We start from the raw sequence: 24,289 nt of genomic DNA on the forward strand, positions 1-24,289 counted from the left end.
CGGCTCAGCCTCCTCACCCGAGGGGAGCTAGAAATTGTCAGTGTGCAGCGAGCTGCCAGTCGGAACCGATGCCGCACGATACGTCCAGCGGCACGGCAAGGTCGACGGCGTGTTCCATGGCGTTGCGTACCAGTTCGGTGACCTGGTCGCCTTCTCCCGGCGCAATTTCCACTACCAGTTCATCGTGAATCTGCAGAATGATACGGCTCTTGACGTGGGCCTCGGCCAAGGTCTGCTCGGCGCGAATCATCGCGATCTTCATGATGTCGGCGGCAGATCCCTGAATCGGTGCGTTGAGTGCCGCACGTTCGGCGGCCTCACGCGCAACACGATTGGTCGAGTGCAGGGCCGGGAAGTAGCGACGCCGTCCGAAAATGGTTTCCGTATACCCCTTCTCTCGGGCATTGGCCACCAGCGATTCCAGGTAATCGTGCACCTTGCCGAAGGTATCGAAATACCGGTTTTTCAACGCTTCCGCTTCACGTGGCGCGATCTTGAGCTGCTGGGCGAGACCATACGTGCTCAGACCATAGGCCAATCCGTAGCTCATGGCTTTTACGTGGCTGCGCTGGTCGCCGGTGATCTGGTCGACCGGCAGCTTGTAGACCATCGAGGCCACGTATTTGTGGAAGTCGGCTCCGGAGCGGAACGCTTCGATCAGCGCCTCATCACCGGACAGATCAGCCATGATGCGCAGCTCGACCTGTGAGTAATCGCAGCTCATCAGGGCCTCGTACCCCTCCCCCGGCACGAACACGCCGCGAATCTCACGGCCGGCGGCGTTCCGATTGGGGATGTTCTGCAGGTTCGGGTCCACGGAGCTCAATCGGCCGGTGGCCGCGACGGTTTGCTCGAAAGTGGTGTGGATGCGCTCATCTGATGTATTGGTGGCATCGATCAGCGTTTGAACGATCTGCTTGAGCTTGTTGATCTCTCGGTGGCGCAGCAACGCCCCGAGGAAACCGTTGGCCCGCTCATTGTCCACTGATTTGACATACAGATCCTGCAATGCGGCCGCATTCGTGGTGTATGAGCCGGACTTGGTGCGTTTGGTGGGCTTCAAACCCATATCTTCGAACAGCACCTTCTGCAGCTGCTTGGGACTTTGCAGGTTGATTTCGGTGCCGGCATACTCCCAAGCCATTTCCTGCGCCTGACGAGCCTCGGCGGCAAACTGGTCACGCATGGAAACGAGTCGAACGCTATCGACTTTGGCTCCTGTGTGCTCCATGCCGTGCAGCACGCGGGAAACAGGAAGTTCAATCGCGCGCATCAGCCAGCATTGTTCACGCTCGTCGATAATCGGCCCGAGCGTGACGGCGAGGCTGCGGATAATGGCCAAATCGCGCAGACGATGTTCGTTCGGATCTTCTTCGACCTGATCGTCATCGAAGTCCAACGTGCCTTGCGAAGGCTGTTCGGTTTCGGTGAAGTGGATGTCGAGGAAGTGCTCGGCCGCCTGCTTGAGGCTATCGGCGTGGAAATCCGGTTGGGTCAGATACCCGGCAAGCTTGGTGTCAAACATCGGCAGGTCCATGTCAAGATCTACCGCGCCCAGAAGATGCAGCAATTCTTTATATCCATGCACGATGGTGCGGGAGTGTTCGCTTTTCAGGAACCGCGCAAACTGTGCTCGCAGGGTATCGGTGATTGGAAGGGGCACAATGGCCGCTGATGTTGCCGTGGCAACGGCAACGGCTTGTGCCGTGGCGCGCCCCGGCCTTTCGTCGCCCCATGCGGCCACGGTCCAAGCGTGGCCGACCGCGTCGCCGCAGACGGTATGCCGCTGCGATCCATCGCCATAGTCGGAAACCGTGAAATCGGCGATTTCACCGGGAACTTTGACCTCGGCGCGATGGGCCTTGACCCATTCGTCGAACTGCTCCGGAGCAGTGATGCTCGTGGGTTCCGGCAGGTTCAGATCGAGGTTGCTATCCTGCTTGTCCTGTTCATTATTCGTAGACTCGCCGGCTCCGGATGTGTTGGAAACCTTGGCCCCGGTATTGAAGGTTTTCAGTACACGACTCCTGGTACGCGGTCCGAATTCAAGCTCCTTGAACAGGGCGTCGATTTGTGCCACGTCCACGGTGCCGAATGTCAGATCCTCGATATCGACGCCTAGATCGACGTCTCGTACCAGTGCGTTGACTTTGCGATTGAGCTTGACCTGGTCGATATTGGCCCTCAGCGATTCGCCTTTTTTGCCGCCGATTTCATCGGCGTGCTCGCAAATGCCGTCGAGGGAACCAAATTGGTTGATCCACTTGGCCGCAAAGCCGTCGCCTACGCCGGGCACACCAGGAATATTGTCGGCGGTTTCGCCTCGGAGTGCCGCCAGATCCGGATATTGTGCGGGAGTGACTTTGTATTTGTCGACGATGGACTGCGGCGTCATATGCTTCAGGTCTTTGAAGTGATGGCCCGGGTACAACACGGTGACGTTGTCATCCACCAGCTGGAAGGCGTCTCGGTCTCCGGACAATACCAGTGTGTGGTAGCCGGCCTTATCTCCCATGGTGGCGAGGGTGGCAATCACATCGTCGCCTTCGAATCCCGACTTCTCGATGTAGGTGACGCCGAGGGCCGTGAGCATGCGTTGAATCAATGGCAGCTGGGTGAGCAGCTCTTCGGGAGCCGCCTCACGGGTGCCTTTGTATTGCGGAAGCATCTCATTGCGGAATGTGCCGCCCTTCACATCGAAGGCGACGCCCAGATGGTCGGGCTTCTCCGCATCGATCACCTGCGCGAGCATGGTGGCAAAACCCCAGACGGCGTTGGTGGCTTGGCCGCTGGAGGTGCTGAAGTTGTCGACCGGCAGGGCGAAAAATGCACGGAAGGCCAGCGAGTGGCCGTCCACCACCAGCAACGTTTCATTGGTGGGTACGGTCACGCTGGCCTCTCCCATAGTGTGTTTGTGTTACTTTACGACTCAGCACGGCGACGCCGATAATCAGCGTTCGCCCGAATCAGAAGGCTTCGGATCGCCGTACTTGGCGATGATGGCCTGAGCCAGGCGCTTCTTGGGGATGCGCTGGTCCATGGAGGTCTTCTGAATCCAACGGAAGGCACCCTGCTCAGAGAAGTCCGCCTTGTCCATCAGCAGACCCTTGGCGCGGTCGACGAGCTTGCGCTCCTCAAGCGTGTCTTCAGCCTTCTTGAGCTTCTCTTCGGTTTCCTTGAGCTGGTCGGTGGTTTCCTTGAGCTTGCGTTCGCTGCGCTCCACGTTGTCCAGCAAATCGTTGATCTCGGCGAAACGGCCCATGGCCACCTCGAGGGTCGGCAGCAGCTTGGATTCCTCGTACGGCTTGGTGACGTATGCCATGGCGCCGGCGCCGGTGGCCTTCTTCACCAGATCGGTCTGGGAGAATGCGGTGAGCATGACGACGGGGGCGATGTTCTCATCGCAGATAATGCCGGCAGCGGCGATGCCGTCCATACGCGGCATCTTGACATCCATGCACACCACATCGGGGCGGTACTTGCGGGTCAGTTCCACGGCTTCCTCGCCGTTGGCGGCCTGACCAACGACCTCATAACCGTTGTCTTCCAGCATGGCGACCAGATCCATGCGGTTCACGGCTTCGTCTTCGGCCACGACAACGGTACGCGGACCGTCCTCGGGCTTGACCTTGCGCTCAGCAGGTTCGCTTTCATCGGCCACGGCCTTGAGCTCTTCGTCGGTCAGCACCTCATCGACGTTGATACTCGGTTCTTCGGACTTCTTCCTTGCAGCCATGCCAACCTCTTTCTTGAATTACCCAACAGTGGGGTTCGTAATAATTTCAGCGAACTCCTAACTAAAGTGCCCTCGGTGGGACTCGAACCCACACTGCGCAGATTTTGAGGCTGCTTCCTCTACCAATTGGGATACGAGGGCGTGCCAAAGCACTCTGAAGAGAGTAGCATACCGATTCGACTCCCGCCACACAAGACACGCGCACCGCCACGGCATCCCCGCCGGACGGGCGTTCTGCGGCGTTCGGACGGGCCGCGCTCCCGTGTGTCGCCCACGCTTGCGCCCATGGCCCACGTCCCGAAGGCGGCGTGTGCGATCGACCGTTGCGAGGATCGCGCATCCCGCACCCGGCGATGCCGCCGTCCGATACGCGAAGGCCCCCACCCCGCAGCGGGATGAGGGCCTTTACGTACCGCACATCAGCGGTCAGCGGCTACACGACATCAGTCGCAGGCGCCAACGGTGTGCACGTAGATGGAGTCGGTGCGGCCCGGCTGGTGATCGCCCTGGGCGGAGCTCAGGATGACGATCTTGTCGCCGTCGACGACCTTGCCGGCGTCCTTGAGGATCTTGTCCGTGTAGATCATCAGATCCTTGCGGGACTTGTCGTGGTAGTCCTCCTTGAGCAGGAAGGCTTCGGTGCCCCAGGACAGAGCCAGCCAGTGGTAGGTGTGCTCGTTGCTGGTCAGACCATAGATCGGGGCGGCCGGACGCTCACGGGAGACGCGGTGGACGGTGGCGCCGGTCTGGGTGTAGGCGACGATGGCCTTGGCGTTGAGCTTGTCGGCCAGGTCCACGGCGGCGGAGGAAACGGCGCCGGTGGAGGACATGTCGAGGTTCTTGAGCTCGGGGATGCGGTCGAAGCCGTGGTCGGTGGCGTAGCCGGAGATACGCGACATGGTGGCCACGGTCACATCCGGGTACTTGCCGACGGCGGTCTCGTTGGAGGTCATGGTGGCGTCGGAGCCGTCGAGGACGGCGTTGGCGCAGTCGGAAGCCTCTGCACGGGTCGGAACCGGGGAGTTCACCATGGAGCCGAGGACTTCGGTGGCCACGATGACCGGCTTGGCGTACTGGCGGGCCAGCTCGATGATGCGCTTGGTGGCCAGCGGGACCTCTTCCAGCGGGCACTCAACGGCCATGTCGCCACGGGCGGCCATGACACCGTCGAAGGTCTTGACGATCTCTTCGAGGTTCTCCAGAGCCTGCGGCTTCTCGATCTTGGCGACGATCGGGATGCGGCGGCCTTCCTCGTCCATGATCTCGTGGGCGCGGTCGATGTCGGTGGCGAAACGCACGAAGGACATGGCGATGATGTCGGCACCGGTGCGGATGGCCCAACGCAGATCGGCCTCATCCTTCTCGGTCAGGGCCGGCAGGGAGACGGCGACGCCCGGCAGGTTGATGCCCTTGTGGGAGGACACGGGGCCGGCCACGACGACCTTGGTGTACACGTTGTTGCCCTCGACCTTGGTGACCTCAAGACGGACCTTGCCGTCATCGATCAGGATCGGGTCGCCCGGATGGCAATCGCCCGGCAGGCCCTTGAAGGTGGTGGAGGTGATATGCTCGTCGCCCTCGACGTCATCAGTGGTGATGACGAATTCCTGGCCGAGCTGCAGCTGAACCTTGTCTTCGCCGTCGGCGTTCTTCTTGAACCAACCGCAACGGATCTTCGGGCCCTGCAAATCAACAAGCGCGGCAACGTTGCGACCAGTGGCTTCGCTGGCCTTGCGCACGTTGTTGTAGACCTTGAGGTGATCCTCGGGAGTGCCGTGGGAGCGGTTCAGACGAGCAACGTCCATACCGGCTTCAACGAGCTTCAGGAGGTTGTCGTAATCCTCGGTGGAAGGACCGATGGTGTCTACGATCTTGGCTTTACGCATGAATGCCTGCCTATTCTTGTTCAATTTGGTTCGAGGCGCGATCGCCTCACTTGCCGAAACTCAGTCTACTAGCGCGAGCCGACTCATGACAAGTTTTCTTCACGGTGTGTTGTGAGCGCTCACATTGTTGTGTTGACTGGGTTTAAGGGTTGTATTCTCTAACGATTTCAGGCCTTCTCGGCGCTTTCCATGCTCTTCATCTTGATCACGGAAGCCACGGATGCGCCGCCAATTGCGACCACAATCACAGCCAGCGACAGCCATGTGGGCACTTCCGGCACCCAATGGATGCCTTCGCCGCCGTTGATGAACGGCAAGGTATTGCCGTGCAGGGCCTCCATGATGAGCTTGACGCCGATGAAGCCCAGCACCACGGACAGGCCGGCAGGCAGGTAGACGAGCTTGTCGAGCAGGGCGCCCAGCAGGAAGTACAGCTGCTGCAGGCCGAGCAGGGCGAACACGTTGGAGGTGAACACCAGGAACGGATCCTTGGTCAGGCCGAAGATCGCGGGAATCGAGTCGAAAGCGAACATGACGTCGGTGGTGCCGATGGTCAGGAACACGATGAGCATCGGGGTCCAGTAACGCACGCCGTTCTTGGTGGTGCGCAGCTTCTCGCCGTCGTAGTCGTCGGTGATCTTGATGATCTTGCGCAGATTACGGATGATGCCGTTCTCGTGATATTCCTCGTCTTCATCGCCGCCGAGCACCAGTTTGACGGCGGTGTAGATCAGGAAGGCGCCGAACAGGAAGAACACCCATGTGAAGCGGGTGATCAGGGCCGCGCCGATCAGAATGAAAATGCCACGGAAGATCAAAGCGATGGTGATACCGACGGACAGCACATACTTCTGAACCTGCTTGGGCACCGCGAAGTTCGACATGATGATGACGAACACGAATAGGTTGTCGATGGACAACGAGTATTCGGTGAGCCAGCCGGAATAGAACTCGATGGCGGGCTTGGAGCCGGCGAAGAACCAGATGCATCCGCCGAACATCAGCGCCATGACCACGAAGAAGGCGATATGCTGCACGCATTCCTTGGTGGAGGGCACATGCGGTCGGCGCCCGATGACGAACAGGTCGACGATGAAGAACAGCGCGAGCACCACGAAGGTGATGATTTCAAATGCGAGTGGGGTTTCTGCCATGATTCCCTACACTAACCCATGTATGTGACGGGTCATTGCCCCGCCTCGGTCATCTGCCGGAGCTCCTTCTTGAGATCACGGATCTCGTCGCGCAGACGGGCCGCAAGCTCGAACTGGAGCTGCTCGGCGGCGGTGTGCATCTGTTCGCTCAGCTGGCGAATCAGGTCGGCGAGGTCCTGCGCGGGCAGGCCGGCCTTCAGGATCTCCTCGTGGCGCTTGTCCGCCTCGTTGGGATCGAGTACCGGCACGCCCAGGTGTGTGTTGCCGGCCTTGCCCGCGTTGCGGTAGCCACCTTCAAGCAAGGTCTGGGTGTCCACATCCTCCTTGGCGAGCATGTCGTTGACGTCGCTGATCTTCTTGATCAGGGGCTTGGGATCGATGCCATGCTCCTGGTTGTAGGCGATCTGCTTGGCGCGGCGGCGGTCGGTCTCGTCGATCGCCTGTCTCATGGCTTCGGTGGTCTCGTCGGCGTACATGATCACCACGCCGGACACGTTTCGCGCGGCACGGCCGATGGTCTGGATGAGCGAACGGTAGGACCGCAGGAAGCCCTCCTTGTCGGCGTCGAGGATCGCCACCAGTGATACTTCCGGCAAATCGAGGCCCTCACGCAGCAGGTTGATACCGACAATCACATCGATCTTGCCTTCGCGCAACATGCGCAGCAGTTCGACGCGCCGCAACGTATCCACATCGGAATGCAGGTATTCGACCTTGATCCCGCGTTCCAGCAGATAGTCGGTCAAATCCTCGGCCATCTTCTTGGTCAGGGTGGTGACCAGCGCGCGCTCGTTCCTGGCCACACGGGCCTTGATCTCGGCGAGCAGATCGTCGATCTGCCCCTTGACCGGGCGCACGTCGATCTTCGGGTCCAGCAGGCCGGTCGGACGGATGATCTGTTCGACCACCCCGTCGGACAAGCCCAACTCGTAGTCGCCGGGCGTGGCGGACAGATACACGGTCTGGCCGACGCGCTGCAGGAACTCCGGCCATTTGAGCGGTCGGTTATCCATCGCGGAGGGCAGGCGGAACCCGTGTTCGACCAACGTGCGCTTGCGGGAGGCGTCCCCCTCGTACATCGCGCCGATCTGCGGCACGGTAACATGCGACTCATCGATGACCAGCAGGAAATCATCCGGAAAGAAGTCGAGCAGCGTATGCGGCGGCGTGCCGGCCGCGCGGCCGTCGAGATGACGCGAATAGTTTTCGACCCCCGAGCACACGCCCACCTGGGTGAGCATCTCCAGGTCATAGGTGGTGCGCATGTCGAGACGCTGCGCCTCAAGTTCCTTGCCCTGTTTGCGCAGTTCGGACAACCGTCCGTCAAGCTCCTCGCGGATGGTTTTGAGCGCGCGTTCCATACGCTCCGGCCCGGCCACATAGTGGGAGGCCGGGAAGATATGGACCTGCGGTTCATGGGCGATCACATCGCCGGTCAGCGGATGCAGGGTGGAGATGCGGTCGATCTCGTCGCCGAAGAATTCGATGCGGATGGCCAGTTCCTCGTATACGGGGATGATTTCGACCGTATCGCCCCGCACGCGGAACGTGCCGCGGGTGAAGGCGATGTCGTTGCGCTTGTACTGCATGGCCACGAACCGGCGCAGCAGGTCGTCGCGATTGATCTGCTGGCCTTCCTTGAGAAACAGCATACGCCCGGCGTATTCCTCAGGAGTGCCCAGGCCGTAGATGCAGGAGACGGTGGCCACGACCACGCAGTCGCGTCTGGTCAGCAGGTTGGCCGTGGCCTGATGGCGCAAACGTTCCACATCGTCGTTGATGTTGGAGTCTTTCTCGATATAGGTGTCGGTCTGCGGTATGTAGGCCTCCGGCTGATAGTAGTCGTAGTAGGAAACGAAATAGCTCACCGCGTTGTCGGGCATGAGCTCGCGGAATTCGGCGCACAGCTGCGCGGCGAGCGTCTTGTTCGGCTCGATGATGAGCGTGGGACGTTGCAGCCGTTCGATCAGCCATGCGGTGGTGGCGGTTTTGCCGGTGCCGGTGGCGCCCATGAGCACCACGTCGTTCTCTCCGTTCTCGATGCGCGTGGCCAGTTCCTCGATGGCCTTCGGCTGGTCTCCGGATGGTTGGTACGGCGATTTGACCACAAACGGCTTGTCCACACGTTCGATGTTGAATCCCATGCGCTGTTTCCTTCCGATTCACGCTGTATCCCGATGATATATCGGAATATACGCTAGGCAACTCCAATACCCGTCTTCCTCTTGGACGCGCAGCCAACCACCGCTCCGCGTAATTGATTGACGCAGATGAGACATTCCAAATCCCATGCCCAATGTTCTCGGAGATTCCGTCAATGCTCCATCCGCCATCTTGGCGGGAACGTCAGCCACCGATACGTACAGTCCGTCTTGCCGCACTTGTATGGCGAGCACATACCCTTGTTCGCGATCCGCGTGCTTGGCGATATTGGCAAACGTCTCTTCCAGCAACGACCGCGTCAACTGGATAGTCTTCTCGTCAAACCGACTCAGGAGATCGAAGGGATCGGACACAACCACCTCGCCTCGGAAACCAAGCGCTGCGAGTTCCCGCCGGTGCCGTTCGATCTCGGCCTCGAATCGACCTGCACCGATCGGAACGATGGCTTCTCCGGAGCGACGCGCATGGCATCGCGGGATTCGCGCAGTGCCGACATTGTGCTTTGCGAGAACCGCTATGACATCATGCGTCTGATCGAGCGCCCGTTGAGCCACTTCGCGCAACAGTGGCAAGTCCATCGACTCTCCTTGCGAAGGGTGTTCCGACATGATCCTGTCGATGCTCATGATGAGATATGAGAGATCATTGGTCGTCGCATCATGCAGCCTTGCCGCCAGATCCAACGATTCGGCCCTGCCACGCGCTTCCGACTCCCTCTCCCCCTCACGATGATGCCAATTCAGCAGCAGACCGATTCCAACGCACGCCAACGCCGGCATGACGGTCCAAGGCACAACGGACACCAACGCCCCGGCATCCCAATCCATCGGCAACCCATACTGCCATATCAGCTGCGCCACGCGAGATACGGTCACAGCCACCGCCAACACCACGCCGCACCATATGCGTTGATAGGAGAGAACGATTAATGGCTCGGCTATCACCACGCTCACCGACATGGACAGATCCACCGGCAAGGGGAACACCACGCACCATGAGATCGCCAACGCGATATTGCCGCCGAACGGGAATGCCACGCAGAGCAACGACAGGATGACGAACAACAGACCCACCCACAGGGTCCACGCATCCCAAACCGGATTGATACACGATTCGATGACCGTATCAGCGGCTATGCACAAGGCGCAGGCTAGCGCCGCGATCTTTTCGCCATGCCAAGACTTCCCGAAATCGCGGAAGCGGCGTCTAAGAAAACGGCTGCCGTCACAGGACATGGTATCGCTCACAGTAATCAAGGAGTTCGCCGCGCCTCGTAACACCGACCTTGCGCATGGCTCGTTTCACATAGCTGTACACAGTTTCGACACCGATTCCCAAGCGGCGCGCAATTTCAACGGTCGGTACACGATGTGCATAGAGACGCAACACCGCCAGCTCTCGATCGGAGAAGAGCCTGGCACCATCCGCTTCCGGCTGTGCGGCATCCACCGTATGCAATGTCTCTTCAAGGCTATGCAAACCCCAACCATGAGGGTATGTTCCCCCGTCAAACACCGATTTGACCGCCTCGCGTATGGTCGCTGCGAAATCTCTTTTCGAAATCAACGCTTGGGCTCCGCAACACGCGATATCCTCACCATAGGTTGCCAGGTCATACGAAGTGACTACGATGACGCCAACCTGCACGTTCCGCTGTCGGATACGTTCCGTCAGCCGCACTCCGTTCAGCCCGTCCATCATGAGATCGCAAATAAGGATGTCCGGCTTCCGCGGATCGAACAGACAACGTTCCAAGGCAAGACTGGGATTATCCGTAACCCATAGCATGTGTGCCTCGGGAATCGTCCTGCCAATAAGCAAAGCCATCATCTCCGCAGAGCAACGATCGTTGTCCACCAAGGCAAGCCGAATCGGGCGCCCGTTCTTCATAAGTACCCCCTCCCCAAATCGCCTCCGTCAAACGCAATCGTAGCACTGTGACGATTCCCGTCACACAGACTTCGTTCGCTCCTCATTGGCGTCTTACCGTGTTATATGCGGCAAAGCAGCCGCGCAATGAAGAACAACAAGGAGCACTCATGATCGCAAAGAAAATCACCGGAGGCCTACTGGCGGCAACGCTTGCTCTCGGCGCAAGCGGAACACTTATCATTCCCGCAAACGCCAATGAAGTCGGTACTTCAGTAAAAGTCTCCTGCAGCGTTCCCACAGATAGGGATGCTGGCATCAGCACCGTTGATGTTTCATATCCCCATGGAGGAACATGGCAATATGGAACCACCTTGTGGGGCGGATGTGGAGATGTCTACTCCAATTTCCTCCACAATTCCCGTCGGCATCATTCCTCGGTTTTGAACGCCGATAATGTATACGCATACAGCGGCGTCAAGGAAGCGGGAATCTGGGCCTCCGCAAGGACTTACGCGGTATGCGGCAAAGTGGATCAAGCTTTCTATGGATTTGATGCTGAATAATTTCGCAGCATCCACACCATTTATTGAATGTGCGGCGAGCGAACTTCCTATCGTCCGCCGCACAAACACATTGTTACCGGGAATAAGGTGTATCATGCACTGGACTTATAAAATCGCCAGTATATTGGCCGTGGCTCTCATCACTCTCGCAGCAGGATTCTATGCGCAAAATAACGAAGAAACCTATCCCTCCGGCCCTAGCTACGATATTGGAATTTCCGACGCGCACGGGCAGCCTCTATCGACATTGACCGGTCTCGCAGCGACCCATCATGTCGTACTCGCGAGAGTCTCCTATGAGCCGGACGGTCACGGTACCAACAGACGCGTAATTTCTATTTTCGGCGCATTAGACGGCAACGGCATGCATGCGAATTCGCCATACCCGGATTATGGGTTCGGGCCGCGCACACGTGTGCAACGCGGAGACAGATTCACCGACCCATTGGGAAGATGGCTTCTCTATGGATCACCACGGGATACCGCTTCAGTAGCCAAATCCATACGGCGCCAAGGATTCGAACTTAACAGAGCAACCCCCATCGGCATCACACAAATCACCAAACAATTCTTCTCCAATTCCATCGCCCAAGTCATATTCGCCGGACTTGCTGTAGTATTTGTGTCCGGCGCGCTTTCCGTGTCGACAGCTTCACGCGTTTGCGCGATACAAGCCTTGCATGGCATGAGAACAACCGGCATTATTATGAGGCAATTCCTGCGGCATGCGTTCTTTTTCATCATCTGCGTCTGCATCGGATGGATGACTTGGATTTCCATTGGTGCGATCTTCTGGCCTTTCGCTTCTCCCTTAGGATTCGCCGGTCAGGTATTCCTCTCCATCATCATCGCCACAACGTGCATGGCATTGGTTGCCTTGTCATTGTCGATTGCTCTAGTAAGGGTTCTGGTGCCGAACGCACTCAAATTAATCCAAGGAAAGCGCCCTTTACGTTTTCTCATGGCTTCCGGCTGCATCATGGCAATCATCGTTCTCGCTCTCAGCTCTGCCAGTTTGAACGTTACGAACTTCAAATGGCGGCAATCCCAAACACTGAAAACAACATTGGAGCATCAATTGTCATCCAACGACGGATTCCAATTGCAACTGTGGTATAGCAGCGATCAAAACCGAGCTCGTTCCATGCCCTCATGGAACGACTTCGTCGAACAAACTTCCCAATCAGAACATACGCGATTCGCCTCATTCCGGCTAGGATGCACGTGGGTGGATAGCTCGCAAGACCCACAGCCCTGCATCCTCATGGATTCCCGTACGGCAAGGCTTCATCATCTTATACGAAACAACACGACACTTGCACGAATCAGTGTGATTATGCCCGAGAATGAACAATGGAACAGCGAATCCATTACGAACAATGTGCTTCGCGCATACTCATTCGAGCAAAGTTTGGCGGCAGAAGAGGGAAAGAGTCTGCCCGCCATCAATCGCACGAGCATCTCCATTGAATCCAGACCAAGAGATGCTGTCTTATCGGCATTTGACACCCCTTCCAACACCGATGGCCTTTCCTCTGTTCCTGTTGTTGTCATTGACCCGTCACTGCTCTCTGGCGATACCACTACATCGATGGTGTCCACCGGCGGCATGACCTTCGATTACAGCTCCCGCCATCAGCTGCTCGAAATCCTACGGGAAAAGGGCGTGGACTCTTTGGTGGCTTCGGTCGTCAATCGGCACGACGAGATACAAACTCGTTTGGCACGAACAACTCAGGAAATGAACTATTTTTCCATCACAGCTTGCATATCCATAATATGTCTGCTGGGCGGCGCAATCATGGTGGCTTTGACACTATGCACACTCCGACGTCAAATTATGTTCGTGGAATATATGCATGGAGCGCCGTCATATCTCCGTTTTCAATCGATACTGTTCCTAGCAGCGGCGTTATGCAGTGCATCTCTTCCGATCCAGTTGCTCATAGGAGGTTACAACGCCGTTTCCATGACCTCGGTTTCCTTACTATTCATCGTCGTTTCGCTGGCAACCACAGCGCTTTACGATTCGCGGCTGCGCGCCGACAGTATCAAACATCCCTGATCGCCATCCACAAACCTGTATCAGCAATCACTTACCACGTAAGGAACATCAAGCATGAGCGCCTTATTGATCACGCATAATCTGACATATCGAATCGACGACCGCACCTTATGGGAAGGACTGAACCTGACATTCAGTCCCGGTGACATGGTTGCCCTGACCGGAGAAAGCGGATGTGGCAAAACCACTTTGTTGAATGTCCTAGGTCTTTTGGAAGAGCCAAGTTCAGGAACAATTACCTATGATGGGCAAACAATTGCCTCCAGAAAGGGCCGACGGCTCATGCACCGCAACGTCATGGGATTCATGTTCCAGAATTACGCCCTGGTGGAGCAATGGACGGTGAACAGAAATCTGATTCTGGCTCTGCGCAGCGTCGGAATACCATCGGCAGATAGAAGTCGGCTCATCAGACGCGCATTGCGGGCCGTGAATCTGACGGGCTACGGCAATAGACCTATCTACACACTCAGTGGAGGCGAACAACAACGAGTCGCAATCGCGAGGCTTCTCATCCGTCAATCGCTGCGCGTCATACTGGCGGACGAGCCAACAGCGGCCCTCGATGCCGACAACCGCGCCATGGTCATGCGTCACCTGCGTGATTTCGCCGACAGCGGAGCGATCGTGATCTACACGACGCACAACGAGGAGACCGCGGCTCTCGCCGACCGCATCATCGCATTATGATTCCGCCAGCCACTGTTCGTACAGCGCATCGACGGCTTCGAGCATTCGACCCATCGGCTGCGTGGAATCGATCACCGCGTCGGCTATGACACGGCGTTGTTCCGGGCTGGACTGGTGGCGAATGCGCGCAAGCGCATCATCTCGCGTCATGCCGCGGGTCGACACCATTCTGTCGACCCGCACTTGTTCGGGCGCTTCGACGGTGACGATATGGTCGAATCGCATGGGCATGGCGTCCAGGACTTCCGCCAACAGCGGAACATCATGCACGACCACGGCATCCGGATTGTCCGCGACCGCCTGCCGCTCCCGAGACAGCGCAAGATCATAGATCAACGGATGCTCGATATCGTCCAGTTTCCTCCGCATCCGTTCCGAGTCGGGCCCGGCGAACACGTGCTCGGCGATCCATCGCCGGTTGAGCCGCCCCTGATCGGTCAGCGCGTCGGGGCCGAAACATTCCGCTATACGACGAAGACCGACGCCGCCCGGTTCCACCACTCGGCGCGCGAGCTCGTCATAGTCGATAAGCGCCGCGCCGAGCTCCCGCAGTCTTGTGGACACCGTGCTTTTGCCCGCCGCAATACCACCGGTCAATCCTATTCGAATCATGCTCCCCCATCATGGCCATGTTTCGAGGTTCATGCACACAACGGCAAAACCCGGCCCGCCGAAGCGAGACCGGGTTTTGACTATACGTCAGGCGTCAGTCGCCCGATGGCGAACTCACTTGCCGAGCAGCTGGTCGCGCAGGGCGGCGAGCTGATCGGAGTCGGCGAGGGTACCGGTAGCCGGAGCAGCGGAAGAGTAGTTGGAGGTCTCCTCGACCGGCTTCTCTTCCTTCGGGCCCTGGCCGTCGGCGGCTGCGGATTCGGCAGCGTTCTCCAGCTCCTTGGCCACGAACTCCTTGTGCTCCTCCCACAGCTCGTGGGCGGCGGCGTACTGGGACTCCCACTCCTCGCGCTGCTTCTCGTAACCAGCGATCCACTCGTTGGTGTTCGGGTCGAAGCCTTCGGGGTACTTGTAGTTGCCCTGCTCGTCGTACTCGGCCGGCATGCCGTAGATGGCCGGATCGAAGTCCTCGGAAGCCGGGTCGACGGAGTCGTTGGCCTGCTTGAGGGACAGGGAGATGCGGCGACGATCGAGGTCGACGTCGATCACCTTGACGAACACGGCCTCGCCCGGCTTGACCACGGTCTCCGGGTTCTCGACGTGACGGTTGGCGAGCTCGGAGATGTGCACCAGGCCCTCGATGCCGTCCTCGACGGAGATGAAGACACCGAACTGGACGATCTTGGTGACCTTGCCCTTGACGATCTGGCCGGGAACGTGGGTGCGAGCGAAGCGCTGCCACGGATCCTCCTGAGTCGCCTTCAGGGACAGGGAGATACGCTCACGGTCGAGATCGACGTCGAGCACCTCGACGGTGACCTTGTCGCCGACCTTGACGACCTCAGACGGGTGGTCGATGTGCTTCCAAGACAGCTCGGAAACGTGGATCAGGCCGTCAACACCGCCCAGATCGACGAAAGCGCCGAAGTTGACGATGGAGGACACCACGCCCTCACGAATCTGGCCCTTCTTGAGCTGGGACAGGAAGGTCTCGCGGACCTCGGACTGGGTCTCCTCGAGGTACTGGCGGCGGGACAGGACCACATTGTTGCGGTTCTTGTCGAGCTCAAGGATCTTGGCCTTGATCTTCTGGCCGATGTACGGGGAGAGGTCGCGGACGCGACGCATCTCGACGAGGGAGGCAGGCAGGAAGCCACGCAGACCGATGTCGACGATGAGGCCGCCCTTGACGGCTTCGATGACGGTGCCCTCAACGACGCCGTCAGCTTCCTTGATCTTCTCGATGTCGCCCCAGGCGCGCTCGTACTGGGCACGCTTCTTGGACAGAATCAGACGGCCTTCCTTGTCTTCCTTGGTGACGACAAGGGCCTCGATGGTGTCGCCGACCTCGACGACTTCGTCAGGATCAACGTCCTTCTTGATGGAAAGCTCGCGGGAGGGGATGACACCCTCGGTCTTGTAGCCGATGTCCAGGAGGACTTCGTCGTGATCGATCTTGACGACAGTGCCCTCAACCAGATCACCATCATCGAAGTTCTTGATGGTGGAATCGACTGCCTTGATGAAGTCCTCTTCGGTGCCGATGTCGTTGATGGCAACCTTGGTGACTTCAGTGTTGTTCTCTGCCATGTAAATATATGGTTTCTAATAGTGGATGGATAATTTCTCGATATTCAGTTATACGCACACCCTTACAGGCATACGGATATTCACAATACAAGCAACTCTGCCCAAATTTCCTAGGAAACTCTAGGCGTGTCGTTCGGCCATTTCCACGACGTTGGCCAGGAGCATGGCTCGGGTCATAGGGCCCACGCCTCCGGGGTTGGGGGTGTAGGCGGATGCCTTGTCATAGCAGGCCTTGTCCACGTCGCCCTTGATGCGGTAGCGACCGGCTTCTTCGTCGTAGACGCGGCTGATGCCCACGTCGACCAGCACGGCGCCGTCCTTGATCTTGTCGGGCGTCACGAATCCGGCCGAACCCATTGCGGCGACGATCACGTCGGCGCGGCGCATGTGGTCGGCCACATCCCGGGTACCGGTGTGGCACAGGGTGACGGTGGCGTTGACGGCGTTGCGCGTGAGCATCAGGCCAATCGTGCGGCCAATGGTGATGCCGCGGCCAAGCACGCACACTTCCTTGCCGTTCAGATCAATGTCATAGGCGTCGAGCAGCTCGAGCACACCGCGCGGAGTGCAAGGCAGCGGTGTCGAAATGTCGCCGCGCACATGCAGCACCAGTTCGCCGAGGTTGTACGGGTGCATGCCGTCGGCATCCTTGGCCGGGTCGATCATGTCGATGATCGCGTTCTCGTTGATGCCCTTGGGCAACGGCAACTGGACGATGAACCCGGTGCAGGCCGGATCTTCGTTGAGTTCGCGTACGGTAGCGGCGATGTCGTCGAAGCTGGCGTCCGCCGGCAGTTCCTTCTTGACTGAGGTAATGCCCACTTCCTGACAATCGGCGTGCTTGCCGGCCACGTACTTCATCGACCCGGGGTCTTCGCCCACCAGCAGCGTGCCCAGCCCTGGTTGGATGCCCTGCGCCTTGAGCCTGTTCACTCGCTCGGCAAGGTTGGTCTTGATTTCGGCCGCAATCTGCTTACCGTCGATTTTTGTGGACATCAACGCCCTCCCCTGTAGTTTCGGTGCATTCTATCGAAACGATAGGCTATCGTTGGAACAAGTCAGGATTATATATCGTTCGCTCTCACGAAGAAGGCGTGCCATGGGGACTCAAATCACACGACTTACGCGACTCGCCGCAGCCGGCCTGAGCGCCGTCCTGTTGTTCGCGACCGCCGCATGCGCAGCCACCTCCCCCGCTGAAACCGAGCCGGACAACAAGACCAGTGTTCCCGCACCGACCGGGCCGATCAATGTGGTCGCCTCCCTCAATCAATGGGGCTCGCTGGCCGCCGAGCTGGGCGGCGATGATGTGGAAGTCACGTCCATCGTGAACTCCACCAATGTGGATGCCCACGATTTCGAGCCAAAGACCTCGGACGTCGCCAAGCTGTCCAAGGCACAAATCATCGTGGCCAACGGTGCGGGCTACGATTCCTGGGCCACCAAATCGATGGCCAAGACCACGAATATCGTATCCGCCGCTTCCGTCATGGGTGCCATGGAAGGCGATAACCCGCATCTGTGGTTCTCCAAAGACGCTCGATCCAGCATGGCCACGGCCATCACCGATGCATATGTAAAGGCACTCCCCAGCAAGAAGAAGGCCTTCCAGAAGCGGCTCAAGGCATGGCAGGCGGGTGAGAAATCGCTGGAAACATGGGCGTCCGAGTTCACCAGATCCCACTCCGGCCTCACCTATGCAGCCACCGAACCCGTGGTCTATTATCTGATGGCCGATCTCGGGTTCAAGAATCAGACGCCCAAGGGGTATATGCAATCGACCGCTTCCGGCGGCGAACCGGCCCCCGCGGACCTGCAGTCTTTCCAGAAACTCATCGAAGACAAGGGCGTGGATGTGCTGGTTAACAACACGCAGGAAGCCAGTGACGCGACCAATATGATCACTGGCGCTGCCGGTCGTGCCGATGTGCCGGTAGTCGACGTCTCCGAACAGATGCCCAAGGATACCGACACGCTGAACGCCTGGATCAACCAGCTCATCAACACCATCATCGACGCGGTGGATCCGAGCTATGGCTGCGAAGACGCCACGGACGGCAACGCGAATTCCGATGATTCCAGCGCCGACGGCGCCGCCACGGATGATGCCAATGCGCACGATTCCAAGGCCAGCACCGGTTCCAGCACGGAGCCCAAGTACATCCGTCAGTGCAAGGCGGCCACATCCAGCGACTCGTCTCAGGATTCGGCAAAGGCCGATGCCTCCAATGGCGATTCCGGCGATGCCTCCGGCAACGACCAGACCGACTCCGGCAAATAGTTAGAAGCAAAGGACACCGGCATCGGATCCATGCAATGCCGATAGACGCCTTGCACGAGAAGGGTTGTGCGACCATTGTCGAGATGGCCGCACAACCCTTTTCTTTGGTTGTCACCATCCGTACACGATATTGAGAACGATTGTCAGCATCGTTTGCCACAATCGGGCGTTATGAGTGAAACTTCCGATTGCATCGTGTTCAGCGATGCCGCCATCAAGCGTGGTGACCATATCATCTGGCAGCATGGCACCTTTGCCATTCCCACCGGTTCGGTCACGGCCATCGTCGGCACCAACGGCACCGGCAAAACCACGATGATGAGGGCCGAACTGGGACTTTTGCCGCTTTGCCATGGCAGCCTGACCGTACTGGGCAAGCCCGCAGGCGAGATGAACAAACGCATCGGATATGTGCCGCAGAGCTATGTGGCGAATGTCGATTCCAATCTCACCGCCGAACAATCCGTGTTGCTGGGTCTGACCGGCACCCGATTCGGCATCCACCCCATCACCAAGGCCCAGAAAGCCAAAGCGCTCAAGGCGATGGAGTTCACCGGCATCGCCGACAAGGCGCAGTACCGTCTGTCCGAACTGTCCGGCGGTTTGCGCCAGCGTGTGGCCATCGCCCAGGCGTTGGTGTGCGATCCACAACTGCTGATGCTTGACGAGCCGTTGGCCAACCTCGATCTGGCCAGTCAACGCGCCACCGTACACGTGCTGGCCAAGCTGAACCGTGAACTGAACATGACCATCCAGGTGGTTGCGCACGATCTCAATATGCTCTTGCCGATTCTGACCGGTGCCGTCTACTTGCTCGACGGGCACCCGCACTACGCCGATATGCACAAAGTGCTCGACTCCGACCTACTCACCCACCTCTACGGCACACAGGTGCAGGTGGTCACCACTCCGCAGGGTGACATGTTCGTGACCCCGACGCCGGATGAGCCCCAGGACCAGCCGCAGGATATGCACACGGCAGCCGAAGTGGCGCAATTGCACCATCACGAGCACGGCAACGCCACCAATGGCAGTGCCGCCAACAGCGCCGAGAATCGATAACATCAAGCTAGCCGATCCACAGCCCGTCAACGGGCTGCAGCTCAGGCATGGAGAAAATACAGGGACATGAGCACCATCAACTTTTCGTATGATCCCGAATGGCTGGACACACTGTCCGCTCCATTCATGACCAACGCCTTCATCGCCGGCCTGTGCATTGCCCTGGCCGCCGGTGTCATGGGATACTTCACCATCGCCCGTCGTTCCACCTTCGCGGCCCATGCGCTGGCCCATATCGGTCTGCCGGGCGCGACCGGCGCGGTGTTGCTCGGCCTGCCCGTGTCACTGGGCATGGGCGTGTTCGCACTGGGCGGCGCACTGGTGATCGGTGCTTTGGGCAAGCGCGTTTCCGAGCGTGAAATCGCAACCGGCACCGTGCTGGCCTTCGCCACCGGCTTGGGTCTGTTCTTCGCGCGATTGTCGAGTTCCGCCTCCCAGCAGATGCAGTCGATCCTCTTCGGCTCGATCCTGACCATCACCACCGGCCAGATCATCGGCTTCGCCGTGTTCGACGTATTGCTGCTGGCATTGTTGGCCATCATCTACCGCCCGCTGCTGTTCAGCTCGTTGGATGAGCAGGTGGCACAGGCCAAGGGTGTGCCGATCGGGCTGATGAACGTGGCGTTTATGGCGATTATGGCCGGTGTAATCACCATTGCCGTGCCGGCAGTGGGCACCTTGCTGATTTTCGCGCTGGTGATCACGCCTGCGGCCACCGCCAATATTCTGGCCGGCTCCCCATTCAAGGCGATGGTGATCGCCAGCGTGCTGTGCCTGGTGTCGATTTGGGCCGGACTCGTGCTGTCGGCGATGTTCCCCGCCCCCCCGAGCTTCATTATCGTGACGCTTTCCACCCTGTTCTGGGCTATCGCCAAGGCCGTGGAGACAGTGCGGAAGTAATCTCATTCATTTTTCTTGCCCCCGCTGGCAAATTCATAGCGGGGGCTTTGTTATATCTTTTCCACCAAGGCATTGGCGATGGCGGCGATGCCTTCGCCGCGGCCAGTGAATCCCATATGGTCGGTGGTGGTGGCGGTAACCGATACCGGGCAACCAACCGCCGCAGACAGGGCGGCTTCGGCTTCAGCACGGCGTGTGCCGATTTTCGGACGGTTGCCGATGATCGCCACTGAGGCCGATGCCGGCGTATACCCGTTGGATGCCAGATGCGCCACAACTTCTTGCAGCATATCGATGCCATGCCTTCCGGCACCATGCGCGTCCGCACCGACACCGAACAGTGAACCAATGTCTCCCAATCGGGCGGCGGCAAGCAACGCGTCAATCAGGGCGTGCGCGGCCACATCGCCATCGGAATCGCCTTCGATACCCTCGTATCTGGCGGCATCGGCCTCGCTGCATGAATCAGGCACCGGCCAGTAGAGCCCGGCAATCCACAGTTCACGGCCTGAACCGGCAGGCGCAAAACGGTGAGCGTCAAAACCTTGCCCTATCAGCACTCCTGCAGCCCCCATGCAGTTCCCTTCGATGGCATTGCCCAGATGAACGGCAGCAAACGATTATGAATCACGAAGCCCCGGCGCATCGCATAAGGACACGACCGAGGCCTCAAAACAATCAAATCACTTCTTCTTGGACTTCTTCTCGGCTTCGACACGAGCCAAAGTATCGGCCGCGGCCTCTTCGGGCTCGGCGGTGTGATGCTTGTCGTCACCGGGCTGAGCGGGCTCGTAGCCCAGGTTCACGTCGAGCAGACGCTGGGCTTCCGCCTCGTCGATCTTCTCGGACAAGGCGATCTCAGAAGTCAGAATGGCGCGGGCCTTGGTGAGCATACGCTTCTCGCCCGCGGACAGGCCGTGCTCGTCGACATCGCGCTGGGCGAGATCGCGAACCACTTCGGCGATCTTGTTGACATCGCCGGTGGCGATCTTTTCGACGTTCAGCTTGTAACGGCGAGACCAGTTCATCTCTTTCTCGATGATCGGGGTCCGCAGGATGCCGAACACCTTGGCCACTTCGGATGCGGAGACGATGTCACGCACGCCGACCTTCTTGGCATTGTCCACGGGAACGTTGATGACCAAACCATCGGAAGAGAGTACGGACAACTGCAGATATTCGCGCGTCACTCCCTTGACCGTCCGCTCGGTAATGGCCTCCACCTTCGCTGCACCATGACGCGGATAGACGACCATATCGCCGACTTTGTAAGACATGTACCCTCCGAGAACTGACGGCTTACACACAAAAACTCGAATAATTATGCCATGCGGTCTGGACCGCCCCTATGAGAGCGCTCACAACCACGAAGACACACCGAAAAGGGCAAGAATTCGCCATTTTCGACGCGCCAATGTAGCGTTTTCGACTCCAACGCACGTAAACTTTGGGTCATGGCTAAAGAAACGAAGATCAAGGAAGATACCGTCACCGTGCCTGTCGCCCAAGGCGACCTCGATGCGGTGAGCAATGCTGAATTCTACAACCCTCACGGAGTTCTCGGCGGGCATCTCGGCATCGGCAAGCATGCCGACACCGCCACAATCCGTGTGCTGCGTCCGCTTGCCAAGTCCGTGACCATCCTCACCCAGGATGGTGAATACCCGATGACCCACGAATACAACGGCGTGTTCGTGACTACCGTGCCGGCTTCCGGCACCAAGAAGCAGCCCACGATTCCCGACTACCGCGTCAGGACCGAGTGGGAAAGCGGCGCAGTGCTCATTGAGGACGACCCATACCGTTATATGCCCACAGTCGGCGACATGGACACCTATCTGTTCGGCGAGGGCCGTCACGAGAAGCTCTGGGAGGCGCTTGGCGCGCATGTGCTGCGCTATGACGATCCGATGGGCGGCGTAGACGGCACGCCTGGCGAACAGGTGGTAGGCACCGCGTTCTCCGTGTGGGCCCCGAACGCTCACGCCGTGCGCGTGGTCGGTAACTTCAACGCCTGGGATGGCCGTCGTCATGCCATGCGCGAGCTCGGCTCCTCCGGCGTGTGGGAAATCTTCATCCCCGGAATCGGCGCGGGCGAGACCTACAAGTTCCAGATCCTGAACGCCAATTACACGTGGGAGATGAAGGCTGACCCGATGGAGCGTCAGCACGAGGTTCCGCCGAACACCGCCTCCATCGTCACCGAATCCACCTACGAGTGGAACGATGACGCCTGGATGCAGCACCGCCGCACCACCAACCCGCATGATGGCCCGGTCTCCATCTATGAGGTGCACGCCGGCAGCTGGAAGCAGGGACTGACCTACCGTGACCTGGCCAAGCAGCTCGTGGACTACGTCAGGCAGGAAGGCTTCACCCACGTGGAGTTCATGCCACTGGCCCAGCACCCGTTCTCCGGCTCCTGGGGCTATCAGGTCACCGGCTACTATGCGGTGGACTCCCGTCTCGGTTCCCCCGACGACTTCCGTTACCTTGTCGACCAGTTCCATCAGGCCGGCATCGGCGTGATCATGGACTGGGTGCCCGCCCACTTCCCGAAGGACGCCTTCGCGCTCGGCCGCTTCGACGGCACCCCGCTGTACGAGGACCCGGACCCGCTGCGCGGCGAACACCCCGAGTGGGGCACCTATGTGTTCAACTTCGGACGCCGCGAAGTACGCAACTTCCTGGTGGCCAACGCCCTGTTCTGGCTCGAGGACCTGCACGTCGACGCACTGCGCGTGGATGCCGTCAGCTCCATGCTCTACCTCGACTACAGCCGCGAACCCGGCCAGTGGCGTCCGAACATCTACGGCGGACGCGAAAACCTGGAGGCCATCGACTTCCTCAAGGAAGCCACCGCCACCGCGTACAAGAACAACCCCGGCGTCATGATGATCGCCGAAGAGTCCACCGCATGGCCGGGCATCACCGCCCCCACCTCCGCCGGAGGCATCGGCTTCGGCATGAAGTGGAACATGGGCTGGATGCACGACACCCTCGAGTATCTGCACGAGGAGCCCATCAACCGCAAGTGGCACCACAACGAAATCACCTTCTCCATGGTGTACGCCTACTCCGAACACTACGTATTGCCCATCAGCCACGATGAAGTCGTGTACGGCAAGGGCTCCCTGTACGGCAAGATGCCGGGCGATGGCTGGCAGAAGCTAGCCGGCGTGCGTTCGATGTTCGCCTATCAGTGGGCTCACCCGGGCAAGAAGCTCTCCTTCATGGGCAACGAGCTGGCCCAGTGGGGCGAGTGGGATCACGACGCCTCCATCGATTGGGATTGCCTGAACTGGCAGGAGCACCGTCAGGTCCAGACCATGGTCGCCGACCTTAACGCCTTCTACAAGGCGCATCCGGCACTTTGGAGCCAGGACTTCGATCCGGCCGGCTTCCAGTGGCTGACCAGCGACGATGCAGACCACAACACGCTGAGCTTCCTGCGCATCGGCACCAAGGGCGAGACCTTGGCCGTGGTGGTCAACTTCTCCGGTGAAGCCTGGTCCGATTACCAGGTGGCGCTGCCCACCGGCGGCAAGTGGACCGAAGTGTTCACCACCGATGACGCCAAGTACGGCGGCTCCGACATCCACAACGGCACCTTTGAAGCGGTCGAGGGCGAATATCATTCGCGTCCGTTCTCGGCGAAGATCACCGTTCCGGCTCTGGGAGTTGTATTCTTGAAGCCGGAAGACTGAACTGGTCA

At 59.1% G+C, this 24,289-nt stretch carries 19 protein-coding genes and 1 tRNA gene; 7 read left to right on the forward strand and 13 right to left on the reverse strand.

What is annotated here, in order from left to right; all coding sequences use genetic code 11:
- Positions 1–37 precede the first annotated feature (37 nt).
- The 8 genes from polA to BLIJ_RS09085 all read right to left on the reverse strand — a co-directional run bounded on the left by polA (position 38) and on the right by BLIJ_RS09085 (position 10,829).
- Positions 38–2,905: a DNA polymerase I gene (gene polA, locus BLIJ_RS09050; protein ID WP_012578042.1), complete on the reverse strand. Its 2,868-nt coding sequence runs from the start codon at positions 2,903–2,905 to the stop codon at positions 38–40.
- Between the two features lie 45 nt (positions 2,906–2,950).
- Positions 2,951–3,736, reverse strand: a complete 786-nt coding sequence (locus BLIJ_RS09055; protein ID WP_012578043.1) for an ANTAR domain-containing response regulator — start codon at positions 3,734–3,736, stop codon at positions 2,951–2,953.
- 67 nt (positions 3,737–3,803) lie between these two features.
- Positions 3,804–3,877 (reverse strand) — tRNA-Leu (locus BLIJ_RS09060).
- 302 nt (positions 3,878–4,179) lie between these two features.
- Complete coding sequence (pyk, locus tag BLIJ_RS09065; RefSeq protein WP_012578044.1) at positions 4,180–5,622, reverse strand: pyruvate kinase; 1,443 nt, start codon at positions 5,620–5,622, stop codon at positions 4,180–4,182.
- A 167-nt stretch (positions 5,623–5,789) separates the two neighbouring features.
- A complete protein-coding gene (locus tag BLIJ_RS09070) occupies positions 5,790–6,776 on the reverse strand; it encodes a TerC family protein (RefSeq protein WP_012578045.1) in 987 nt (328 codons plus the stop codon).
- 32 nt (positions 6,777–6,808) lie between these two features.
- Positions 6,809–8,920 carry an excinuclease ABC subunit UvrB gene (gene uvrB / locus BLIJ_RS09075; protein ID WP_012578046.1) on the reverse strand — a complete coding sequence of 704 codons (2,112 nt, stop codon included), beginning with the start codon at positions 8,918–8,920 and terminating at the stop codon, positions 6,809–6,811.
- Between the two features lie 18 nt (positions 8,921–8,938).
- Positions 8,939–10,186 carry a sensor histidine kinase gene (locus BLIJ_RS09080; protein ID WP_231837826.1) on the reverse strand — a complete coding sequence of 416 codons (1,248 nt, stop codon included), beginning with the start codon at positions 10,184–10,186 and terminating at the stop codon, positions 8,939–8,941.
- Entirely contained in the window at positions 10,164–10,829 is a 666-nt protein-coding gene (locus BLIJ_RS09085; protein ID WP_012578048.1) for a response regulator transcription factor, read from the reverse strand. Before BLIJ_RS09085 ends, BLIJ_RS09080 begins: the two co-directional genes overlap by 23 nt.
- Positions 10,830–10,978: 149 nt before the next feature.
- Here BLIJ_RS09085 and BLIJ_RS13760 point away from each other — a divergent pair, with 149 nt between their 5' ends.
- The 3 genes from BLIJ_RS13760 to BLIJ_RS09095 are packed head-to-tail and all read left to right on the forward strand — an operon-like array spanning position 10,979 to position 14,129.
- Complete coding sequence (locus BLIJ_RS13760; RefSeq protein WP_014485020.1) at positions 10,979–11,374, forward strand: lactococcin 972 family bacteriocin; 396 nt, start codon at positions 10,979–10,981, stop codon at positions 11,372–11,374.
- Positions 11,355–13,439 carry a bacteriocin-associated integral membrane family protein gene (locus BLIJ_RS09090; protein WP_231837827.1) on the forward strand — a complete coding sequence of 695 codons (2,085 nt, stop codon included), beginning with the start codon at positions 11,355–11,357 and terminating at the stop codon, positions 13,437–13,439. Before BLIJ_RS13760 ends, BLIJ_RS09090 begins: the two co-directional genes overlap by 20 nt.
- A gap of 54 nt (positions 13,440–13,493) precedes the next feature.
- Positions 13,494–14,129, forward strand: a complete 636-nt coding sequence (locus tag BLIJ_RS09095; protein ID WP_012578051.1) for an ATP-binding cassette domain-containing protein — start codon at positions 13,494–13,496, stop codon at positions 14,127–14,129.
- Here BLIJ_RS09095 and coaE read toward each other — a convergent pair.
- From coaE to BLIJ_RS09110, 3 genes are all read right to left on the reverse strand, one after another.
- Positions 14,124–14,741 carry a dephospho-CoA kinase gene (gene coaE, locus BLIJ_RS09100; protein ID WP_012578052.1) on the reverse strand — a complete coding sequence of 206 codons (618 nt, stop codon included), beginning with the start codon at positions 14,739–14,741 and terminating at the stop codon, positions 14,124–14,126. The genes BLIJ_RS09095 and coaE overlap by 6 nt on opposite strands.
- Positions 14,742–14,855: 114 nt before the next feature.
- On the reverse strand, positions 14,856–16,331 hold the full coding sequence (rpsA, locus tag BLIJ_RS09105; RefSeq protein WP_013140515.1) for a 30S ribosomal protein S1: 1,476 nt from the start codon (positions 16,329–16,331) through the stop codon (positions 14,856–14,858).
- Between the two features lie 120 nt (positions 16,332–16,451).
- Positions 16,452–17,327 (reverse strand): bifunctional methylenetetrahydrofolate dehydrogenase/methenyltetrahydrofolate cyclohydrolase, encoded by an 876-nt coding sequence (locus BLIJ_RS09110; RefSeq protein WP_012578054.1) that lies wholly within the window; start codon positions 17,325–17,327, stop codon positions 16,452–16,454.
- Between the two features lie 103 nt (positions 17,328–17,430).
- On the opposite strand from BLIJ_RS09110, the gene BLIJ_RS09115 reads away from it, so the two are divergent.
- The 3 genes from BLIJ_RS09115 to BLIJ_RS09125 all read left to right on the forward strand — a co-directional run bounded on the left by BLIJ_RS09115 (position 17,431) and on the right by BLIJ_RS09125 (position 20,574).
- Positions 17,431–18,612 carry a metal ABC transporter solute-binding protein, Zn/Mn family gene (locus BLIJ_RS09115; protein ID WP_012578055.1) on the forward strand — a complete coding sequence of 394 codons (1,182 nt, stop codon included), beginning with the start codon at positions 17,431–17,433 and terminating at the stop codon, positions 18,610–18,612.
- Positions 18,613–18,783: 171 nt separating this feature from the next.
- Entirely contained in the window at positions 18,784–19,674 is an 891-nt protein-coding gene (locus BLIJ_RS09120; RefSeq protein ID WP_012578056.1) for an ABC transporter ATP-binding protein, read from the forward strand.
- A gap of 66 nt (positions 19,675–19,740) precedes the next feature.
- A complete protein-coding gene (locus tag BLIJ_RS09125; protein ID WP_012578057.1) occupies positions 19,741–20,574 on the forward strand; it encodes a metal ABC transporter permease in 834 nt (277 codons plus the stop codon).
- A gap of 50 nt (positions 20,575–20,624) precedes the next feature.
- On the opposite strand, the gene BLIJ_RS09130 is transcribed toward BLIJ_RS09125, so the two are convergent.
- Positions 20,625–21,149, reverse strand: coding sequence for a 2-C-methyl-D-erythritol 2,4-cyclodiphosphate synthase (locus tag BLIJ_RS09130; RefSeq protein WP_012578058.1), 525 nt, complete (start codon positions 21,147–21,149; stop codon positions 20,625–20,627).
- 108 nt (positions 21,150–21,257) lie between these two features.
- Positions 21,258–21,851 carry a CarD family transcriptional regulator gene (locus BLIJ_RS09135; protein ID WP_007053566.1) on the reverse strand — a complete coding sequence of 198 codons (594 nt, stop codon included), beginning with the start codon at positions 21,849–21,851 and terminating at the stop codon, positions 21,258–21,260.
- 177 nt (positions 21,852–22,028) lie between these two features.
- Here BLIJ_RS09135 and glgB point away from each other — a divergent pair, with 177 nt between their 5' ends.
- Positions 22,029–24,281, forward strand: coding sequence for a 1,4-alpha-glucan branching protein GlgB (glgB, locus tag BLIJ_RS09140; protein WP_012578059.1), 2,253 nt, complete (start codon positions 22,029–22,031; stop codon positions 24,279–24,281).
- Positions 24,282–24,289 lie beyond the last annotated feature (8 nt).

Origin of the sequence: Bifidobacterium longum subsp. infantis ATCC 15697 = JCM 1222 = DSM 20088 (genome assembly GCF_000269965.1) — a bacterium.
In the GTDB taxonomy this organism is placed as follows: domain Bacteria; phylum Actinomycetota; class Actinomycetes; order Actinomycetales; family Bifidobacteriaceae; genus Bifidobacterium; species Bifidobacterium infantis.

Coding starts and splice junctions, on each gene's coding strand:
- BLIJ_RS09115 (WP_012578055.1), top strand. CDS start 17,431: ATGGGGACTCAAATCACACGACTTACGCGACTCGCCGCAGCCGGCCTG.
- BLIJ_RS09130 (WP_012578058.1), bottom strand. CDS start 21,149: ATGGGGGCTGCAGGAGTGCTGATAGGGCAAGGTTTTGACGCTCACCGT.
- coaE (WP_012578052.1), bottom strand. CDS start 14,741: ATGATTCGAATAGGATTGACCGGTGGTATTGCGGCGGGCAAAAGCACG.
- BLIJ_RS09085 (WP_012578048.1), bottom strand. CDS start 10,829: ATGAAGAACGGGCGCCCGATTCGGCTTGCCTTGGTGGACAACGATCGT.
- BLIJ_RS09070 (WP_012578045.1), bottom strand. CDS start 6,776: ATGGCAGAAACCCCACTCGCATTTGAAATCATCACCTTCGTGGTGCTC.
- BLIJ_RS09110 (WP_012578054.1), bottom strand. CDS start 17,327: ATGTCCACAAAAATCGACGGTAAGCAGATTGCGGCCGAAATCAAGACC.
- BLIJ_RS09125 (WP_012578057.1), top strand. CDS start 19,741: ATGAGCACCATCAACTTTTCGTATGATCCCGAATGGCTGGACACACTG.
- pyk (WP_012578044.1), bottom strand. CDS start 5,622: ATGCGTAAAGCCAAGATCGTAGACACCATCGGTCCTTCCACCGAGGAT.
- BLIJ_RS09095 (WP_012578051.1), top strand. CDS start 13,494: ATGAGCGCCTTATTGATCACGCATAATCTGACATATCGAATCGACGAC.
- rpsA (WP_013140515.1), bottom strand. CDS start 16,331: ATGGCAGAGAACAACACTGAAGTCACCAAGGTTGCCATCAACGACATC.
- BLIJ_RS09090 (WP_231837827.1), top strand. CDS start 11,355: ATGGATTTGATGCTGAATAATTTCGCAGCATCCACACCATTTATTGAA.
- glgB (WP_012578059.1), top strand. CDS start 22,029: ATGGCTAAAGAAACGAAGATCAAGGAAGATACCGTCACCGTGCCTGTC.
- BLIJ_RS09120 (WP_012578056.1), top strand. CDS start 18,784: ATGAGTGAAACTTCCGATTGCATCGTGTTCAGCGATGCCGCCATCAAG.
- BLIJ_RS09135 (WP_007053566.1), bottom strand. CDS start 21,851: ATGTCTTACAAAGTCGGCGATATGGTCGTCTATCCGCGTCATGGTGCA.
- BLIJ_RS09055 (WP_012578043.1), bottom strand. CDS start 3,736: ATGGCTGCAAGGAAGAAGTCCGAAGAACCGAGTATCAACGTCGATGAG.
- uvrB (WP_012578046.1), bottom strand. CDS start 8,920: ATGGGATTCAACATCGAACGTGTGGACAAGCCGTTTGTGGTCAAATCG.
- BLIJ_RS13760 (WP_014485020.1), top strand. CDS start 10,979: ATGATCGCAAAGAAAATCACCGGAGGCCTACTGGCGGCAACGCTTGCT.
- polA (WP_012578042.1), bottom strand. CDS start 2,905: ATGGGAGAGGCCAGCGTGACCGTACCCACCAATGAAACGTTGCTGGTG.